Source organism: Qipengyuania sp. MTN3-11, from assembly GCF_042851825.1.
Classification (GTDB): domain Bacteria; phylum Pseudomonadota; class Alphaproteobacteria; order Sphingomonadales; family Sphingomonadaceae; genus Qipengyuania.
In genome coordinates this window covers 45,407-64,004 of the sequence record NZ_BTGM01000005.1, presented here as the reverse complement: position 1 = coordinate 64,004, position 18,598 = coordinate 45,407, and the positions used below count along the sequence as shown (strand labels likewise).

The window sequence follows — 18,598 nt, the reverse complement described above, 5'->3', positions numbered from 1 at the left end:
GTCAGCCTCTCAACTCCGCGCCCTGCTTGCCCGCGGCGGCGATGATCTTCTCGGACAGCGCCTTGATCTCGGCATCGGTGAAGCTCTTGTCGCCCGGCTGGAGCGTGACTTCGACCGCGACCGATTTCTTCCCCTCGGGCACCCCCTGACCGGCGAAGACGTCGAACACGCGGGCATCGGTCACCGCTTGCTTGTCCGCCCCGCGCACCGCGCGGACCAGATCGCCGGCGGCGAGACCGGCGGGAACGAGGAAAGCGAAATCGCGCGTGATGGGCTGCAGGGCGGGCGGCGCGAAGTGAGGCCGCGCGAAGCTTGCATTCTTCTTCCCCGGGATCGCGTCGAGATAGATCTCCACCGCCACCACCGGGCCTTCGATATCGAAGGCCTTGAGCGTCGCCGGATGCAAGACCCCGAAGCGGGCGAGCACGTTCTTCGGCCCCAGCCGCAGGGTCGCGGACTGGCCTGGGTGGAACTGCGGCCCCGCACCGCCGCCTTCTTCGGCGAACACCATCAGATTGTCGACCGGCGCCCCGGCGGCTTCGAGCAGGGCAAGAGCCTCGGCCTTGGCGTCGTAGGCGTCGACGCCCGTCGCCTTGCCATGCGCCCAGCCGCGCGGCGTCTTCTCGCCAGCCAGCACAAGGCCCAGCGTCGGCTTCTCGTCGCTCGCACCGCTTTGCCCGCGGAAGTAGCGCCGGCCGACCTCGAACAGCCGCGATCCGGCGGCGCCGCGATCGGCGTTGCGCTTGGCGGCGGAGAGCAGGCCGGGGATGAGCGAGGGGCGCATCGCTTTCATGTCCTCGCTGATCGGGTTGTCGAGCACCCAGAGCTCGGCCCCGTCGGCGAAATGCTCGGCCTCGGGCACCGGCAGGAAGCTCCAGGTCACGGCCTCGTTCAGCCCGCGCGCGGCCGCGGCACGGCGCAGCTTGCGCTCGGTCAGCTGGAGCGGCGAGGCGGTCGGCTTCGCCACCCCTTCCGCGCGCGGCAGGGGCGTGCTTTCGACCTTGTCGAGCCCGTGGATGCGAACGACTTCCTCGACCAGATCGGCGGGCCCTTCGATGTCGTGACGGCGCGGGGGACAGGCGACGCGCCAGTCCGTGCCGACTTCGAAATCGAGCGCTTCGAGAATGCGGCGCTGTTCGTCTTCCGCCACCGTGACACCGCCGAGCCTGGCAGTGAGCGCGGGATCGAAGGTGACCCGCTTGGGCTCCAGCGGCGGCTCGCCGGCGCGGACAATTTCGGACGGCGTGCCGCCGCAGATCCTGACGATCAGATCGGTCAGGATCGCCAGCCCGTCGTCGAGGAAAGCCGGGTCGACCCCACGCTCGAACCGCGTGCGCGCATCGCTGGCGATGCCGAGCTTGCGCCCGGTCACGCCGATGCGCTCCGGATCGAAATAGGCGATCTCGAGCAGCACGTCGGTGGTGGCGTCGGTCGCACCCGAATCTTCGCCGCCCATGATTCCGCCGATGTCGTGGACTTGGCGCTGGTCGGCGATCACGGTCATGGAAGAATCGAGCGTGTAGACCTTCTCGTTCAGCGCCTTGATCGTCTCGCCGTCCAGCGCTCGACGCGCCTTGATCGGACCGGTCAGCTTCGCCAGATCGTAGACATGCGCAGGACGCCCGAAGGCCAGCATCAGATAGTTGGTGCAGTCGACCAGCGCGCTGATCGGGCGCTGGCCCGCGGCCTTGAGCCGCCGCTGCATCCAGTCCGGTGAAGCACCGTTGCTAACGCCCTTCACCACGCGGCCGTAGAAGGCCGGGCAGCCTTCGGGATCGTCGGTCCGGATCTCGACGGGGCACCCACCTTCGCCCGCGATCTGGGGGATTTCGAACGGCTTGAGCCGGCCCAAACCCGCCGCAGCGAGGTCGCGGGCGATGCCGATCACCCCCATGCAATCCGGGCGGTTGGGGGTGATCGCCACGTCGAACACCGGCGAGGCGTCGCTGTATTCCGCAAACGCGGTCCCGACCGGCGCCTCTTCCGGCAATTCGATGATGCCGTCGTGCTCGTCGCCCAGTTCGAGCTCGCGCACAGAACACATCATGCCGTTCGATTCGACGCCGCGGATCGCGCTCTTGCGCAGCTCCATGCCGTTTGCGGGCACGACCGCGCCGGGCAGGCCGAGCACGCCCTTCATTCCCGCGCGGGCGTTGGGCGCACCGCAGACCACGGTGAGCGGATCGCCTTCGCCCGTCGATACGGTCAGCACCTGCAGCTTGTCGGCATCGGGATGCGGAGCGGCGGTGAGAACCTCGGCGACACGGAAACCGGCGAGCTTGTCGGCCGGGTCCTCGATCCCTTCGACCTCGTGACCGATGCGGTTGAGCGCGGCGGCGATTTCCTGAACCGAGGCATCGGTGTCGAGGAAATATGTCAGCCATTCGAGCGAGAACTTCATGCTTTCGCTCCCACGGTGCTTTTTGCCCCCACCCCACCCGAAAGGGTCGGCTGGTCGAAGGGCGAGAAGCCGTAATGCGCCAGCCAGCGATCGTCGCCGTCGAAGAAGGCGCGCAGATCGTCCATCCCGTATTTGAGCATCGCCAGACGGTCGACGCCGAGGCCCCAGGCGAAGCCCTGGTATTCGTCGGGATCGACGCCGGCGAATTCGAGGACCCGGCGGTTGACCATGCCGCTGCCCAGCAGCTCCATCCAGCCGTGCCCCGGCGCATCGCCGTCCCCGCCGAGCACGCGCCTGCCGCCCTCGTCCTTCCAGCCGACATCGACCTCGACCGAAGGTTCGGTGAAGGGGAAATAGGAGGGGCGCAGCCGCAGCACGATGTCGTCGCGCTCGAAGAAGGCCTTGAGGAAAGTCTCCAGCGTCCACTTGAGATGGCCGAGGTGGATGCCCTTGTCGATCACCAGCCCTTCGACCTGATGGAACATCGGCGTGTGGGTCGCGTCGCTGTCGCTGCGATAGACGCGGCCCGGCGCGATGATCCGGATCGGCGCGCCACGCTCGACCAGCGAGCGGATCTGCACGGGCGAGGTGTGCGTGCGCAAAAGCATTCGCCGCCCCTCGGCATCCACATCCGGGAAATAGAACGTGTCGTGCATCGCGCGCGCAGGGTGTGTCTCGGCCATGTTGAGCGCGGTGAAATTGTGCCAGTCGTCCTCGATCTCGGGCCCGGAGGCGACCGAAAAGCCGAGATCGGCGAAGATTTCGGCGAGTTCGTCCATCACCTGGCTGACCGGGTGGACGCTCCCCCCCGGAGCCTGCGGTGCGGGCAAGGTCAGGTCGAGCGTCTCGCTGGCCAGCCGCCGCTCCAGCTCCGCCGCCTCGAGCGCCGCCTTGCGGTCCTCGATCGCTTCGGCCACCCGGGCGCGGATGGCCTGGATGCGCGGCGCTTCGACCTGGCGTTCGTCCGGGCTCATCTTGCCCAGCGTCTTCATCAGCTGGGTGATCCAGCCCTTCTTGCCGAGGGCTTCGATCCGGATCGCCTCGAGTGCGTCGGTATCCTCAGCGCGGGTAAGGCTCGCCAGCGTCTCGGTGACCCTCTGGTCCTGTTCGGTGCTCATTATGGGCCGCTCGTTAAGGGGGACAAATGCAAAGCGCCACCCCCGCGTGCCGGCGGGGATGGCGCTTCGTGCAACAACCGATCAAGTCAGGCGGGAAGCGCGTCCTTGGCCTGCTTGATGATCGCGGTAAAGGCGGCGCTCTCGTTCATGGCGAGATCGGCCATGACCTTGCGGTCGAGCTCGATCCCGGCCAGCTTGGTGCCGTGCATGAACTGCGAATAGGTCAGGCCCTCGGCCCGGACCGCCGCGTTGATGCGCTGGATCCACAGGGCGCGGAAGCTGCGCTTTTTGACCTTGCGATCGCGATAGGCGTACTGGCCGGCCTTCTCGACGGCCTGGCGCGCGACGCGGATGGTGTTCTTGCGGCGACCGCGATAGCCCTTGGCCTGGTCGAGCAGCCGCTTGTGCTTCTGGCGCGTGGTGACGCCGCGTTTGATGCGAGGCATGTGTTATCCTTTCAGAAAGTCGCTGAGCTCAATCGAGGCCGTAGGGAGCCCATTTCTTCACCGCAGCCCAATCGGCCTTGGCGAGAACGTCGGTCCCGCGGTTCTGACGGATATACTTCGCATTGTGGCTGATCAGGCGGTGGCGCTTGCCCGCGACACCATGCTTGACCTTGCCGGTGGCGGTGATCTTGAAGCGTTTCTTCACACCGCTCTTGGTCTTCAGCTTGGGCATTTTCATCTCCTGTAGCAGAGACACGTCCGAACCGGCCCTGGCAGCCCTTGTCGCCAGGCAGGCAGTGAGTCACGTGTCAGTGAAGGCGCGCGAAATAGCGGTTCGCGCGCAAAAAGCAAGGGTCAGAAGTGACTGAGGTAGCCCCCGTCGACCGCCAGCGTCTGCCCGGTGACGTAGCTCGCCTCGTCCGAACACAGGAAGGCGACGGCGCCGGCGATTTCGTGCGGTTCGCCCCAGCGGCCCAGCGAGGTGCGGCGCGCGAGATGATCGGCGACGTCGGGATCGCGGACCATGTCGCCGTTCGCTTCCGTCCCGAAATAGCCCGGAGCGACCGCATTGACCGTGATGCCATCGCCGCCCAGCTCGGCGGCGAGCGCCCGGGTCAGCGCCGCGAGGCCGCCCTTGCTGGCGGTGTAGAGCACGTCTCCACGCGCGATCTCCGCGGCGATCGAGGTGATATTGACGATCCGCCCGCCAACCCGCTCCGGCCCCCGTTCGCGCATCAGCAATGCGGCGCGACGGGCGAGGTCGAAGGGGGCGACCAGATTGGTCGCGAGCAGGGCGGCCATGTCGGCGCGGCGCAGCTCCGCCAGCGGCCGACGGTCGCGGACGCCGACGTTGTTGACGAGGATATCGAGCCCCTCCTCACCGATCCGGGCGAAGGCGGCTTGCGTGGCTCCGTCGTCGGCGATGTCGAAAGGCAGCGCGCGGGCAGACCCGCCGATCCGCGCGGCTGCCGCCTCCAGCGCCGCCCCGTCGCGCCCGTTCAGCCAGACCCTGGCCCCGCCCCGCGCGAGCCGTTCCGCGATTTCGAAGCCGAGCCCGCGCGCCGCGCCGGTCACCAGCGCGATCCTGTTGTCGAGCGGAAGGTCCATCTCAGTGTTCGTAGACCATCTTCACGGTCATGCCACCGTCGACGTTGAGATGCTGTCCGGTGACGAACCCGGCGCCGTGCAGATACGCGACCGCTTCGGCGATGTCCTCGGGCCGGCCGATGCGGCCTGCCGGATGCTGCTCGCGATCCCTAGGCCGATGCTCGGGATGGGAGCGTGCGCCGCTCTTCTGCCAGGGGCCGGTCTCGATCCACCCGGGGCGGATCGCATTGACCCGGATCGCCGGGCCGAGGCTGACCGCCAGGGCATGGGTCAGCGCATCGAGCCCGCCCTTGGCCGCGGCGTAAGCGAAGCATTCGGGCTCGCTCATCACCGCGCGGGTCGACGAGATGTTGGCGATGCTCGCGCTGTCGGATCGCCGCAGCAGCGGAACCGCGGCCCGGCTAACGAGAAAGGCGGCGGTCAGGCTCGCATCGATCCACGCCTGCCAATCGTCGAGCGCGAGATCCTCGAGCGGGCCGGCATAGGGATCGGCGATCCCGCTGTTGTTGACGAGGCAGTCGAGCGCATCCTCGCCCAGCCATTCATCGATCCGCCCGAAGGCGCGAGCCACCTCGCCCTCCTTCCCGACATCGCAGGTGAGCAGCAGCGCGGCTTCGCGCGGCAGGGCATCGCGCAGTTCGGCGAGCGCCTCGGCATCGCGATCGAGCCCGATCACGCGCCAGCCCGACCCGTGGAAATGCATGAGCGTGGCCCGCCCGATGCCGTTGCCCGCGCCCGTGACCAGGATCGTCTTCATGTCAGCCCATCGCCTCGAGCACGTCGTCGAGCCGCGCCGGATCGCCGAGCGCGAGGACCGTGCCGTCGCTTTGCGCGTCGAGCGGATTGCCCTGCCAGTCCGACATGGTCCCGCCCGCGCCCTCGACTATCGGCACCAGCGCGGCGTAATCGTAGAGCTTCAGCCCGGCCTCGCAGACGATGTCGAGATGGCCGGAGGCGAGCAGCCCGTAATTGTAGCAGTCTCCGCCATAGACGATCAGCCCCTGCCGTTGGTTGCGCCCTACCGCGGCGGCCAGCGCCATGTAGGGTTCCGCCTCGTCGGCACCGAAGTAATGCGGGCTGCTGGTGGCCAGCATGGCTCCTTCGAGAGTGCGGCACGACCGCGTCCCTGCAGGGCGTCCGTTGAAGGTGGTCGGCTCCCCGATCCGCCCCGCCCAGCGTTCGCCCGCCACCGGCTGGTCGATGATGCCGATAACCGGCCAGCCATCCTCGACCAGCGCGATCAGCGTGCCGAAGATCGGCCGGCCGGCCATGAAGCTGATGGTCCCGTCGATCGGGTCGAGCACCCATTGGCGCGCGGCCGCTTCGCGGGTTTGTCCGTATTCCTCGCCCAAGATGCCGTCGGCGGGGCGCTCGGCCTCGAGGATCGCGCGCATCGCGGCTTCGGCGGCACGGTCGGCCTCGGTTACCGGGCTGGCGTCGCCCTTGCGATCCTCTGCGAAATCGCCGCGGAACAATGGGCGGATCGCTTGGCCCGCGGCATCGGCGAGCCGGTGGGCGAGGATCAGATCGTCGGCATGGGCGATGGGAAATACCTTCGTTGCGGGAACCGGCGCGAATTACAGACTTGCAAAATGCGCGCAAGCAGTGCTCATCCGTGCAACTTCCATTTCTCTTTCAGGACATTGCCGGCATCTTGGACACTCCGCAACTGGAGCCGGTCACCGGCATGAGCCGAGACGGGCGCCCGCTCGCCCATCACCGCGCCCCGGCGCCCGATCTGGCGCCGTGGGTCGCGCGCCTCTTCGTTACCGCGGTCGAGCAGCCCGCGGACCAGACCCTGTCCTGCTTCCTGCTCAACGACACCGCGTTCGTGCGGATAATCGTCGCCGGGGAGTGGGCAGCGGATGCGGTCAACGGGAGGATCGCGTGTTCGCGCGGCACCTTGATGTTCGGCCCTCACTCCAGGCGCATGCCGATCGGCGTGCGCGGTCCCTTCTACACCTTCGGCTTCGCGCTGAACCCCGGAGCGCTGACCGCGCTGGGCCACCCTTGGGGCAAGGTCGACACCGATTGCATCGCGCTTGCGCCTGAGGGCACGCCCGGGGGCGGCTGGCTCGAACTGGCCGAGAGCGGCGCATCCCCGGAAGTCCTGCTGAACACGATAGAAGCCGATCTGCGCGCGCATATCTTCGCCGCCGACGCGCCTCCACCCGATCCCCTGGCGGCGGCGTTCGACCTTGCCGCCTTTGCCGATCCCGGCGAGCCGATCCGCTCCTTCGCGCGGCGTTACGGCGTGACCGCTCGCCGGGTCGAGCGGATGGCGGGCCGCGCCTTCGGGATGACCCCGCGCGCCGTCATGCGCCGCGCGCGCGTCCTCGACATGGCCAGCCAGCTGCTCGGGCTGGCGGACGATTCGGAAGCGGCCGAGCACGCGCTGCGCTTCTACGACCAGAGCCACCTGATCCGCGACTTCAAGCTGCTGCTCGGATGCACACCACGCCAGCTCATCAGCCGACCGCGCCCCATCCTCTCGCTGGGCCTCGACCCGCGCCAGGCCCGCCGGCTCGAACTGCTCGGCCGGGTCGATGCCGGCGCCGGGCTGCCCTGGCGAACCCCGCCGGGCTGACGCGCCTCAATCGAACAGGCTGGAGACCGAACTCTCGTCGGCGATCCGGCGGACCGCCTCGCCGATCAGCGGGGCGATCGGCAGGATGCGGATGCGCGTCGAATCCAGCGCATCGTCGGTCGGTCGGATGGTGTCGGTGATCACCAGCTCCTCCAGCGCCGAGGCATCGACGCGCGCCACCGCACTGCCCGACAGCACGCCGTGGGTGATGTAGGCCGTGACCGACTTTGCCCCGTCGTCGAGCAATGCCTGCGCGGCGTTGCACAGCGTGCCGCCCGAATCGATGATATCGTCGATGAGGATGCAGTGCCGTCCCTGGACGTCGCCGATGATGTTCATCACTTCCGATTCGCCCGGGCGGTCGCGGCGCTTGTCGACGATCGCGAGCGGGGCGTTGTCGAGCCGCTTTGCCAGCGCGCGGGCGCGGACCACGCCGCCGACGTCGGGACTGACGACCATCAGGTCCTGCTCGCCGTAGCGCGCCTGGATGTCCGCCGCCATGACCGGGGCGGCGTAGAGATTGTCGGTCGGGATATCGAAGAAACCCTGGATCTGTCCCGCGTGAAGATCGACCGCCAGCACCCGGTCGGCACCTGCCTGGGTGATCAGATTGGCCACCAGCTTGGCCGAGATCGGCGTGCGCGGACCGGGTTTGCGATCCTGCCGCGCATAGCCGAAATAGGGAACCACCGCCGTGATCCGCCGCGCCGACGCGCGCTTCAGCGCATCGATGCAGATCAGCAGCTCCATCAGATTGTCGTTGGCGGGATAGCTGGTCGACTGGACGATGAAGAGGTCCTCACCGCGCACGTTCTCGTGGATCTCGACGAAGATCTCCTCGTCGGCGAAACGCCGCACGCTGGCATCGGTCAGCGGCATTTCGAGATAACCCGCGATCGCCCGGGCGAGCGGCAGGTTCGAATTGGCGGCCATGATCTTCATCTTCGGCGAATCCCGGTAAGAGCGCTTCGCCCCGCTCCTAGGGGTGCGTCACGCGATTGCAACATGCGGCCGGCGGGCTTCCCCTACTTCGCCGGTTGCCCGCTTTCGATCCAGCGCGGACTCTTGCCTTGCGTTGCGCAGAACCGCCGCGATGGCCGATCGCTCGTCCTTTCCCGCCCGCTACTTGGCCTGATGCTCGCCCTTGATCCAGCGCACGGTCCTGCTCGAGGCGCGCATGACCACGCTTTCGGTCGTCATCCGGCCGTCGCGGCGGTATTTGACGCCTTCGAGCAGCGAGCCCGAGGTGACGCCGGTGGCCGCGAAGATGCAATCGCCCTTAACCAGATCGTCGCGGGTGTAGATGCGATCGAAATCCTCGATCCCCCATTTGCGGGCGCGTTCGCGTTCGTCCTCGTTGCGGAAGACGAGGCGAGCGTTGAACTGTCCGCCGACGCAGCGCAGTGCCGCCGCGGCGAGTACGCCTTCGGGTGCGCCGCCCTGCCCCATGTACATGTCGATCGTGGTATCCTCGTCGGTGACCGCGATGACCCCGGCGACATCCCCGTCGCCGATCAGCACGACGCCGCACCCCAGCGCCCTAAGCTCGGCGATCAGATCGGCGTGGCGCGGACGGTCGAGCACGCAGACGATGATCTGCGAGGGATCGACGCCCTTGGCATCGGCCACCGCGCGCACGTTTTCGCTGGGAGACTTGGCAAGATCGATGATGCCGTCCGGATACCCGGGGCCGACCGCGAGCTTGTCCATGTAGACGTCGGGCGCGTTGAGCAGGCAGCCCTGGGCCGAGGCGGCGAGCACCGCCAGCGAGTTCGGCCCCGCCTTTGCGGTGATCGTGGTGCCTTCGAGCGGATCGAGCGCGATGTCGATCTTGGGCCCGGTACCCGGCGCGCCGCCGACCTTCTCGCCGATATAGAGCATCGGCGCCTCGTCGCGCTCGCCTTCGCCGATCACCACGGTGCCGTCGATCTCGAGCGTGTCGAAGGCCTTGCGCATCGCCTCCACCGCGGCGGCGTCGGCGGCCTTCTCGTCGCCGCGCCCGATGAGCTTGGAAGCGGCGACCGCGGCGGCCTCGGTCACGCGGACCAGTTCCAGCACCAGCACGCGGTCGAGCGGATTGCCGTTGGGTTCGGATTGGGCAGGCGAGTTCATGGCGAGTTCAGTCCCCGGAGCGTGTCTGGCGCGGGATCGGCCCAGGCCATGATGGGGGGCCGATAGACGCGGGGGGACGAACTTGTCGAGACGTATGGTCGCCCTGCACGCCGCCTTCCTGGCGATGGCGGCACCCGCGAGCCTGGCTGCGCAAACGTCCGGTCCGCCCGAACGAATCGACCTCACCATCGACCAGGACAGCGAGCGCATCGCGGCGCTACGCCGCGAATGCGAGGAAAAACAGGAGGCGGCGCAGGTTTCCGAGGAAATCGTCGTCTGCGCGCAAATCGAGGACGATGCGGCGAGCGCGGGCTGGGACCAGGAGGACTGGGAGAATCGCTACGCCGCCGAGACCCGCGGACGCGATCCGGTCGACCCTTGCGGCCCCAACTGCGGCATCTTCAAGGGCGAGCCGACGATCGGGGGACTGTGCATTCCGGGCCTGCAGAAATGCCCTCCGCCCCCAGCGCTGATCGTCGATTTCAGTACTCTGCCCGAAGCGCCCCCGGGGTCGGACGCAGACCGGATTGCGCGCGGGCTGCTGCCGCTTGGCAATTCGGGCCCCTCCCCCGAACCCGCGCCAGCGACCGGAGAAACGGATTCGCTCGGCCTGCCCCCGCCGCCGGATTTTGCCGGAAGCGAGCGAGAAGCTGTCAGTCCCGCAGAATCGGGAGGACCAGCGGCGCCGCAGTGAGGCTCGACGCGCCCGAGAGCAGTTCGAGCGCTCGGGTAACGCAGCGTTCCTCGCCCTCGTGGGTGACCATCGCCACCAGCACCTCGCCACCGTCCTGCGCGCGGCCGTGCTGGATCAGACTCTCGATCGAGACCCCCGCATCGCGCATCGCCGCGGTGATTTCGGCGAGGACGCCGGGTCGGTCGGCAACGGTGAAGCGGATGTAGTCGCGACCCACCCGGTGCCCCGGATCGGCGCGTTCCATCGCCGCAAGTTCGCCGACCGGGAGTGAGAAGGGATGACCGGTGCGCCCGCGCGCGAGGTCGATCAGGTCGGCAACCACCGCACTCGCGGTGGGCCCGGCTCCGGCACCCGCACCCTGGAACAGCAGCCTGCCGGCAAAATCGCCTTCGGCGACGACCGCATTGGTCGCCCCGGTCACATGGGCCAGCGGGTGATGGTCCGGAACCAGACAGGGCCGCACCCGCTGGAGCAGGCGGCTGCCAGAAGGCCCGGCCTCGCAATCGGCGACACCGACGAGGCGAATGACGAAGCCCAGCGTGCGGGCATGTGCGATGTCGGAGGCGCGCACCTCGGCGATGCCGGAGACAGCGACGCCGTCGAAATCGATCCGCGCGCCGAAGCCGATCGCGGCGAGGATGGCGAGCTTGTGCGCGGCATCGGTGCCGTCGACGTCGAAAGCCGGATCGGCCTCGGCATAACCCTTTGCCTGTGCCTCGGCGAGGACGTCCGCGAAGTCGGCTCCGCTCGCTTCCATTTCGGACAGGACGTAATTGCTGGTGCCGTTGAGGATGCCGTAGATGCGTTCGATGGCGTTGGCCGCGGCCCCTTCGCGCAAGCCCGCGACCACGGGGATGCCCCCGGCCACCGCAGCTTCGAACTTGAGCGGAGCCGAATGCCGTTCGGCGAGGCCCGCAAGCTCCAGACCGTGATGGGCGATCAGCGCCTTGTTCGCGGTGACCAGCCCCTTGCCGGCGCTCAACGCCGACCGGGCGAGGTCGAGCGCATCGCCTTCCGACCCGCCGACGAGCTCGACGACGACGTCGCAATCCTTATCCGCAGCGAGATCGTGCAGGCTGTCCGCCCAGCGCAGGCCGGAAAGATCGACGCCGCGATCCTTGTTGCGGTCGCGGGCCGAGACGGCGACCGCCTCGATCGGCCTGCCGGCGCGGGCGCGGACGAGCGCGCGATTGGTCTCGAGCAGGTGCAGGACGCCCGTGCCCACGGTCCCGAGCCCGGCGATGCCGATACGCAGCGGTTCAGCCATCAAGCTTCTCCCCCACGGGAAAGCCGAAGGCTTCGCGCACGCCGTCGGGAATGTGTTCGGGCCGGCCTTCGGGAAGATCGACATGCACCGAGACGAGCGCGATTTCGGCGCGAAGATCGTCCACTTCCCCGCTACCCGTGCCGTGCAGCTCGATCCGGGTGCTCATGCTCGAATTTCCGATCCGCTCCACGGTCAGGCGGCCTTCGATCATTTCCTCCAGTCGGATCGGAGCGATGTAGTCGACCTCCGCCCGGCGGATGTGGAACTCGATGTCGCGCGGCAGACCGTGGGCACGCCGATCGCGGAAATGCTCGCTGACCATGACGTCGGCATATTCGAGATAACGCGAATTGAAGACGACGGCCTGCGGATCGACCTCGGCATAGCGGACGCGGAAACGGTGCTTGAAAGGCTCGGACATGCGTCCGCGCCTAGCCAGCCTCCGTCGACGGGGAAAGCCGTTTGTCGCGGATCAGCCGCGATTGCGCTGGCACGGGCCCAATTGCTGGAGGACGAAGGCGTAATCCTCGGCCGCGCGAGCCCGGCTTGCCGAATCGCGGGTGAGGTTGGCCTCGTCGGGCAGGCGTGGCGGCAGGGTGCAAGCGAGGCGATACCATTCCAATGTTTCGGTCCGCGGCGGGCGCGCCGCCTGGTCCACCAGCTCGCTCCAGGATACCCCCCAGCGCGGGGCCTGCCCCGGTCGCCGCACGACCGTCAGCGAGACCGGATCGCCCGCAGCGGTGTCGAGAAACAGCTGCGTTTCCGATTCGCCGGCGAGATTGCCACCGACCGACAACGCATCGCGGATTCCGGTGACGACGGGCGGGCGGTCGGCAGCGGCGAGCTGGACGAGGACCGGCCGCAGCCGCGCCTCGAGTTCCGGCGTGTAGGCGATCTGCGCCCGCGGGCCGACCAGCTGGATCTCGGCCGCGCGCTGGCCGGGGCGGGCGAACAACAGGAACTGCCGCTTTTTCAGCTTGGGCGGCTTGCCCTTCGCATCGAGCGGCACGTCGACCAGATAGCGCAGCGATTCGCCGACGGGCATGGTCCCGGTCAGCAGAGCCTGCGTCTCGGCCTCGATGTAGAGCCGGGCATGGCCGGGTGCGAGGCCGGGCGCGCGCTCCGGCTTGACCGTCGCTTGATCGGTCACTTCGGCGCGCAGCACCAAAGGCGCCGATTCGGACAGACTTACGAGATCGGCGTAGGTCGGAGCCGGCGAAACGGACGGCTGAGCGGTCGCGGCGACCGTGGCGCCGCCAAGCAGCAGCGAAGCCATTACAGCGGTGTATCGCAATCTCGTCATCGGACGTCCATGCCCCTGGAATCGTGTCGGTTCGGACCAGCTAGAGCCTCTCGGCCCTCCGCTGTCCAATAGGTTTTTCGAACGCCGCCACTGAATCCGGGCTTAACCCACAAAGGGTTTGCGTAATGCGCGATTTGATGGCTAAGGACCGCGGGAACCGGGGCAATTGATACGAAATTGCGCCGGGATGTTCGGTGGGGACCGATCGGGGAACGAAGCACGGTGGAAAACCGTCTGTTTACCTTGATGCGGAACCTTGCCGTGGCATCGCAAGTTCAGGCGTCGCCCTTTCGGGCGACGTTCGGGTCAAGGAGCCGGGATCAACCCGGCGCGGATGGAGTGATGCGACCGAATGGCTTATGCTGACCAACAGATGAGCGGCAATCGCGTTATCGCGATCATCATCGTAGGCCTCATTCATATCGCCCTCGGCTATGCTCTCATCACCGGTCTCGCCTACGAGGCGGCGACAAAGGTGCTGGAGCGCGTGACGACGGTGGATATCGAGGAGCCGCCGCCCCCCGAACCCGAGGAGGAGCCACCGCCCCCCGAACCGCAGCAGGAAACCGCGCCGCCCCCGCCGGTCGCTCCGCCGCCGCCGATGAACATCGCGACACGGCCGCCGCCGATCCGCACGCAGACGACGATTCCGCCACCCGCTCCGCCGGCGATCCGGATTCCGCCGCCCGCGCCGATCGCGCCGCCGGCTCCTCCGCCGCCACCGCCGCCGCCTTCGCAGGCGCGTGGAGCTTCGCCGCAGAACCAGGGTCGCTGGGCCGGCCAGATCCAGGCCGACTACCCCTCCGCCGCGTTCCGTCGCGAGGAGCAAGGCACGGTCACCATGCGGATCACCGTGGGTGCGAACGGTCGGGTCGAGGCCTGCTCGGTGACCGGCAGTTCGGGGTCCAGTTCGCTCGACGATGCCGCATGTCGGGGTATGCAGCGCTACGCTCGCTACAATCCCGCACTCAATGCGGCGGGCAATCCGATCTCGGATACGCTGTCCCAGTCGATTCGCTACGTCCTGCCGGACTGATCACGGCAAACCGGTTCAACAGGTAAGATTTCTCAAGAGGAACATTCGCTATGATTACCAACATTCTTGCAGCAGCCGGCGAAGCGGCCCCGCAGAACTCCTTCGGCTTCATGGAAGCGATGGAACAGGGCGGCATCATCGCCTGGTCCATTTTCGGCGTGCTCGTCATCATGTCGATCGGCTCGTTCTACATCCTGTTCACCAAGATCTTCGAGCAGAACAAGATCATGCGTCAGTACAAGGGCGTACAGAGCAGCTTCTGGCGTGCGAGCACGCTGGACGAGGGTTCGAAGAAGCTCGACAAGAACAGCGCCTGGCGCCAGCTCGTCGACGACGCCGTCCTGGCGCGCGAGACCCACACCAAGATGGGTGACAATCTTGAAGCCCACGACTGGCTTCACGGTTCGCTCGCGCGCTCCGAGGCGTCGATCAACGCCCGCCTCGCAGGCGGTCTGCCGTTCCTCGCCACCGTCGGCGCGACGGCGCCCTTCGTCGGCCTGCTCGGCACCGTTATCGGCATCTACCGCGCGCTGATCAACATCGGCCTTGCTGGGTCGGCCTCGATCGACAAGGTCGCGGGTCCCGTCGGCGAAGCGCTGATCATGACCGCCATCGGCCTGTTGGTCGCGGTTCCCGCGGTGTTCGCCTACAACTACCTGCAGAACCGTAACAAGCGCATTGCCGAGCAGCTCTCGGGCTTCTCGACCGCGCTGCTCGCCAACATCAGCTCGAACGGCGCCGTGAAGCCCGAGCCGATGACGGCGACCTCGACCGGCCAGGCGGCCAAGGCCAGCAAGACCCCGGCAACCGGCACTTCGGCCGCCGGAACGCGTCCGACCACCGCCGGCACGGCTACGACCACCACCACCACGACCAAGCGCTGATGGGCATGCGGGGCCGGTTCCGCCGGCCCCGCTGCATCGTGCGAACCAAGACGTTACGGATAGGATAAACCATGGCGGTTTCAGTAGGCGGCGGCGCGGAGACCCCGATGTCGGACATCAACACCACGCCCCTCGTGGACGTGATGCTGGTGCTCCTCATCATCTTCCTCATCGCGGTTCCGGTCGCGATCCAGACGATCGAGAAGCTGCGTATCCCGGTTTTCGAATCGGTCGAATCGGAAGACAAGGTCGAGAACCTGTTGCTGACGGTCAGCACCACGGACGCGGCCGGTCGCAGCGCCGGCGAACCGGGTTATGAAGGCGCGGCCCGCAACGGGCAGTGCCGGGTTTACTTCAACAACATCACCCCGGTGAGCTCCGAAGAGCTCTACGACCAGTCCTTCGAGCGGCTCGACGCGATCGTCCAGCGCGCCGGCGGACCCGAGGCGATCATGGAGGACCCCGAGATGATCCCGCAGGTACACATCCGTGGCGACGTCAACGCGCCGTGGTCTTGCGTCGCCGGGGCGATCTACAACGTCCAGGCGGCGGGCTATCCCACCGTCGGCTTCATCTCGAACCCGGTCGATCCTAACGCCTGATCTCCCAAGGGGGACAGCGCGCAGCGAAGAAAGTCAGGAGTAACCCACCATGGCAATGTCAGGCGGTAGCGACGACGGCGAACCGATGATCGAAATGAACATGACGCCGCTTATCGACGTCCTGCTCGTTCTCCTCATCATGTTCATCATCACCATCCCGGTGGCGACCCACGCGGTCAACATCGATCTGCCCCAGCCCCAGCCCAATCCGCCCGACGTGATCGTCGAACCGGAGAAGAACAAGCTGATCATCACGCAGACCGACGAAATCCTGTGGAACGGCAACCCGATCAACGAGGGGCAGCTGGTCACCCTGCTCCAGCAATCGCTGACGATCAGCCCCGAGCCCGAACTGCAGTTCGAGCCCGAGGCGCTGGCGAGCTACGAAACCTCGGCCCGGGTACTCAACATCATCAAGGCGAGCGGCGTCACCGCCTTCGGCTTCGTGGGCAACGAGCGCTACCGGACCTTCGCGGGTCAGTAACCGCATCCCGATCAAGGCGAACACGAAAAGGGGCGGAGCGATCCGCCCCTTTTTCGTTGCCCGCTAGCCGGGCAGGCCCTCGACCCGCATCGCCTCGCCCGCCAGACTCTCCGCTTCGAGCAGCAGTTCGTCGTCGGCCTGGCCCTGCGGCGTCGCCTCGCGGCCGATCATCACCATCACGGGAACCGCCAGCGGGCTGACCCGGTCGAGCTCGACATGGACGAGTTCGCCGGAGGCACGGTCCAGCAGGTCGCCCAGCCGCCCGACATCGGTCATCCGCGTGCGTGCATCGGCCCAGGCCGCCTCGATCAGCAGGTGGTCGGGCTCGTATTTGCGCAGTACCTCGTAGATCAGGTCGGTCGAGAAAGTGACCTGCTTGCCGGTCTTGCGCTTGCCGGGATGCTGGCGCTCGACCAGTCCGCCGATCACCGCGACTTCGCGGAAGGCGCGGCGCAACAGGTGCGAATCCTGGACCCAGTCGATGAATTCCTCGGTCAGGATATCGGGCGACAGCAGGGGTGCGGGATCGGCAACCGGCTTCAGGCCCCACACGGCCAGCGAATAGTCGTTGGCAACGAAGCCGCCGGGCATAAGCCCGCGATCCTCCATCCGCTTGGTTATCAGCATGCCCAGCGACTGGTTCGCGTTCCAGCCGATGAAGGTGTAATAGACGGTGTATTCTCGCTTCGCGTGCGGGAAGCTCTCGACCAGCAGGCTGTCGGGCCCCGGCATCTTCGAGCGCCAGTCCTGCACTTCCAGCCATTCGCGCACATCGTCGGGGAAGCGCGACCAGCCGGCGCGGTCGACCAGCATCTCGCGCACCCGATGGGCCAGATGGGTGGTGAGCGGCAGTCGCTGGCCGCCGTAAGAGGGGATCATCGCCGCCTTCTTCGCGGCGCGGACAAGGACCTCCATCTCCTGGAGCTTGACCACTTCCAGGCTCATACCGGCGAAGGCGAAGGTGTCTCCGGGACTGAGCGAGGCGGCGAAGCGCTCCTCCACCTTGCCGAGCGAACGCCCGCCCCTGCTGCGCCCCGCCACGATCCGCACGTCGAGCATCTCGCTGTCGATGATGATCCCCGCGTTCATCCGGTGTCGGGCAGCCTGGTCGGGGTGGGCGAGCCGCCAGACGCCGTTCCCGTCACGCGCGATCCGCTTGAACTTGTCGTAGGCTTTCAGCGAATAGCCGCCGTTCTCGACGAAGGAGAGCACGCGCTGCCACACTTCCTCGTCGACCCAGGCATAGGCCAGGCTGGAGCGGATTTCGGCCAGCAGCGCCTTTTCCTCGAAAGGCGCGGCGCAGGCGCAGGCCATGACGTGCTGGGCGAGCACGTCGAGGCCGCCGGGTCGGAAATCCTCCCCATCGCGCTGCCCTTCGTCGACCGCCTCCTTCGCCGCCGTGGCCTCGAGAAATTCGAAGCGGTTGCCGGGCACGAGCAGCGCGCGGCTGGGCTGATCGAGCCGGTGATTGGCGCGGCCGATCCGCTGGAGCAGGCGCGAGGAACCCTTGGGCGCGCCCATCTGCACGACGAGGTCGATATCACCCCAGTCGACCCCGAGATCGAGGCTGGCAGTGGCCACCAGAGCGCGCAGCGCGCCGCGCGCCATCGCCCCTTCGACCTTGCGCCGCGCCTCCTTCGACAGCGAGCCGTGGTGCACGCCGATCGGCAGATTGTCCTCGTTCACATCCCACAGGTTCTGGAAGATGTATTCGGCGAGAAAGCGCGTGTTGGTGAAGACCAACGTGGTGCGGTTCTGCCGGATCATCTCGTAGAGCTGCGGGATCGACCAGGTCGCCGCATGCCCACCCCAGGGCACGCGCTCCTCGACCGGCAGAAGGATCTCGACCTCGGCAGGCGCGCCGGGCTCGCCCTCTACCAGCGTGACGGTGTCGATCTCGCCCCAGGGTGCCAGCCATTCGCGAAACGCCTCGGGATCGGCAAGGGTCGCCGACAGGGCGGCTCTCTGCATGTCCGGTGCGATCGCCTGAAGGCGGCTGAGCGCCAGCGCCAGCAGATCGCCGCGCTTGCCGGTGGCAAAGGCGTGGATTTCGTCGATGACGATCCGCTTGAGGCCACGGAACAGTTCGAGACTGTCGGGATAGGACAACAGCAGCGACAGGCTTTCCGGCGTCGTCAACAGGACGTGCGGTGGCTTCGAGCGTTGGCGCTTCTTGCGGTCCGAGGGCGTATCCCCGCTGCGCGTCTCGACCCGGATCGGCAGGCCCATTTCCTCGATCGGGGCGATGAGATTGCGCTGCACGTCGTGGGCCAGCGCCTTCAGCGGCGAGACGTAGAGCGTATGCAGCCCCTCGGGCGGTGCCTGACCGGCCAGTCGCGACGGGGCGAACGCCGCCAGCGTCGGCAGGAACCCGGCCAGGGTCTTGCCGGCGCCGGTGTCCGCGACCAGCAGCGCGTGACGGCCGCCATCGCTCGCCGCCAGCATCTCGCTCTGGTGGCGCCGGACGCGCCAGCCGCGCCCGGCAAACCACGCGGCGATTTCGGAAGGGATGGTCGGATCGGTCACCGGCGATTGAAACGAGCCATTCGTGGGAGCG

Annotated in this window: 19 protein-coding genes; 6 read left to right on the top strand and 13 right to left on the bottom strand. The window is 67.5% G+C overall.

All coding sequences use genetic code 11. From position 1 onward, the window contains the following. Nucleotide 1: 1 nt before the first annotated feature. The 7 genes from pheT to ACGHN1_RS14730 form a co-directional block, all read right to left on the bottom strand. Nucleotides 2-2,401, bottom strand: a complete 2,400-nt coding sequence (gene pheT, locus ACGHN1_RS14760; protein ID WP_390551639.1) for a phenylalanine--tRNA ligase subunit beta — start codon at nucleotides 2,399-2,401, stop codon at nucleotides 2-4. Further along, complete coding sequence (pheS, locus tag ACGHN1_RS14755; RefSeq protein WP_390551638.1) at nucleotides 2,398-3,519, bottom strand: phenylalanine--tRNA ligase subunit alpha; 1,122 nt, start codon at nucleotides 3,517-3,519, stop codon at nucleotides 2,398-2,400. The genes pheT and pheS overlap by 4 nt, the downstream gene beginning before the upstream one ends. Before the next feature lie 86 nt (nucleotides 3,520-3,605). Further along, nucleotides 3,606-3,965 (bottom strand): 50S ribosomal protein L20, encoded by a 360-nt coding sequence (gene rplT / locus ACGHN1_RS14750; RefSeq protein WP_390551637.1) that lies wholly within the window; start codon nucleotides 3,963-3,965, stop codon nucleotides 3,606-3,608. Between the two features lie 28 nt (nucleotides 3,966-3,993). Further along, a complete protein-coding gene (gene rpmI, locus ACGHN1_RS14745) occupies nucleotides 3,994-4,197 on the bottom strand; it encodes a 50S ribosomal protein L35 (protein ID WP_390551636.1) in 204 nt (67 codons plus the stop codon). Between the two features lie 122 nt (nucleotides 4,198-4,319). Then, a complete protein-coding gene (locus tag ACGHN1_RS14740) occupies nucleotides 4,320-5,072 on the bottom strand; it encodes an SDR family oxidoreductase (protein WP_390551635.1) in 753 nt (250 codons plus the stop codon). A 1-nt stretch (nucleotide 5,073) separates the two neighbouring features. Continuing rightward, a complete protein-coding gene (locus ACGHN1_RS14735) occupies nucleotides 5,074-5,829 on the bottom strand; it encodes an SDR family NAD(P)-dependent oxidoreductase (RefSeq protein ID WP_390551634.1) in 756 nt (251 codons plus the stop codon). A gap of 1 nt (nucleotide 5,830) precedes the next feature. Next, complete coding sequence (locus ACGHN1_RS14730; protein ID WP_390551659.1) at nucleotides 5,831-6,616, bottom strand: inositol monophosphatase family protein; 786 nt, start codon at nucleotides 6,614-6,616, stop codon at nucleotides 5,831-5,833. A 110-nt stretch (nucleotides 6,617-6,726) separates the two neighbouring features. Here ACGHN1_RS14730 and ACGHN1_RS14725 point away from each other — a divergent pair, with 110 nt between their 5' ends. Beyond that, nucleotides 6,727-7,659: a helix-turn-helix domain-containing protein gene (locus ACGHN1_RS14725; protein ID WP_390551633.1), complete on the top strand. Its 933-nt coding sequence runs from the start codon at nucleotides 6,727-6,729 to the stop codon at nucleotides 7,657-7,659. 6 nt (nucleotides 7,660-7,665) lie between these two features. Here the strand turns inward: ACGHN1_RS14725 and ACGHN1_RS14720 are convergent, their stop codons facing one another. Beyond that, nucleotides 7,666-8,601, bottom strand: a complete 936-nt coding sequence (locus ACGHN1_RS14720; RefSeq protein ID WP_390551632.1) for a ribose-phosphate pyrophosphokinase — start codon at nucleotides 8,599-8,601, stop codon at nucleotides 7,666-7,668. Nucleotides 8,602-8,781: 180 nt separating this feature from the next. Then, the gene (glpX, locus tag ACGHN1_RS14715) at nucleotides 8,782-9,771 is read right to left on the bottom strand and encodes a class II fructose-bisphosphatase (RefSeq protein WP_390551631.1); all 990 of its coding nucleotides are present in this window, start codon (nucleotides 9,769-9,771) and stop codon (nucleotides 8,782-8,784) included. A gap of 82 nt (nucleotides 9,772-9,853) precedes the next feature. Between glpX and ACGHN1_RS14710 the strand changes: the two genes are divergently transcribed. Beyond that, a complete protein-coding gene (locus ACGHN1_RS14710) occupies nucleotides 9,854-10,465 on the top strand; it encodes a hypothetical protein (protein WP_390551630.1) in 612 nt (203 codons plus the stop codon). Here ACGHN1_RS14710 and ACGHN1_RS14705 read toward each other — a convergent pair. Genes ACGHN1_RS14705 through ACGHN1_RS14695 form a run of 3 tightly spaced genes read right to left on the bottom strand, consistent with a single transcriptional unit; the run spans nucleotide 10,425 to nucleotide 13,008 of the window. Next, entirely contained in the window at nucleotides 10,425-11,732 is a 1,308-nt protein-coding gene (locus ACGHN1_RS14705) for a homoserine dehydrogenase (protein WP_390551629.1), read from the bottom strand. The genes ACGHN1_RS14710 and ACGHN1_RS14705 overlap by 41 nt on opposite strands. Then, nucleotides 11,725-12,153 (bottom strand): acyl-CoA thioesterase, encoded by a 429-nt coding sequence (locus tag ACGHN1_RS14700; RefSeq protein ID WP_390551628.1) that lies wholly within the window; start codon nucleotides 12,151-12,153, stop codon nucleotides 11,725-11,727. The genes ACGHN1_RS14705 and ACGHN1_RS14700 overlap by 8 nt, the downstream gene beginning before the upstream one ends. A 51-nt stretch (nucleotides 12,154-12,204) precedes the next feature. Beyond that, complete coding sequence (locus tag ACGHN1_RS14695; protein ID WP_390551627.1) at nucleotides 12,205-13,008, bottom strand: hypothetical protein; 804 nt, start codon at nucleotides 13,006-13,008, stop codon at nucleotides 12,205-12,207. Nucleotides 13,009-13,387: 379 nt separating this feature from the next. Here ACGHN1_RS14695 and ACGHN1_RS14690 point away from each other — a divergent pair, with 379 nt between their 5' ends. From ACGHN1_RS14690 to ACGHN1_RS14675, 4 genes are all read left to right on the top strand, one after another. Next, the gene (locus ACGHN1_RS14690) at nucleotides 13,388-14,071 is read left to right on the top strand and encodes an energy transducer TonB (RefSeq protein WP_390551626.1); all 684 of its coding nucleotides are present in this window, start codon (nucleotides 13,388-13,390) and stop codon (nucleotides 14,069-14,071) included. A 50-nt stretch (nucleotides 14,072-14,121) separates the two neighbouring features. Further along, a complete protein-coding gene (locus ACGHN1_RS14685) occupies nucleotides 14,122-14,955 on the top strand; it encodes a MotA/TolQ/ExbB proton channel family protein (RefSeq protein ID WP_390551625.1) in 834 nt (277 codons plus the stop codon). A gap of 71 nt (nucleotides 14,956-15,026) precedes the next feature. Further along, a complete protein-coding gene (locus ACGHN1_RS14680) occupies nucleotides 15,027-15,557 on the top strand; it encodes an ExbD/TolR family protein (RefSeq protein ID WP_390551624.1) in 531 nt (176 codons plus the stop codon). A 49-nt stretch (nucleotides 15,558-15,606) separates the two neighbouring features. After that, nucleotides 15,607-16,041 (top strand): ExbD/TolR family protein, encoded by a 435-nt coding sequence (locus ACGHN1_RS14675; protein ID WP_390551623.1) that lies wholly within the window; start codon nucleotides 15,607-15,609, stop codon nucleotides 16,039-16,041. Nucleotides 16,042-16,104: 63 nt separating this feature from the next. Here ACGHN1_RS14675 and ACGHN1_RS14670 read toward each other — a convergent pair whose 3' ends face one another. Beyond that, on the bottom strand, nucleotides 16,105-18,567 hold the full coding sequence (locus ACGHN1_RS14670) for a ligase-associated DNA damage response DEXH box helicase (protein ID WP_390551622.1): 2,463 nt from the start codon (nucleotides 18,565-18,567) through the stop codon (nucleotides 16,105-16,107). Between the last annotated feature and the right edge of the window lie 31 nt (nucleotides 18,568-18,598).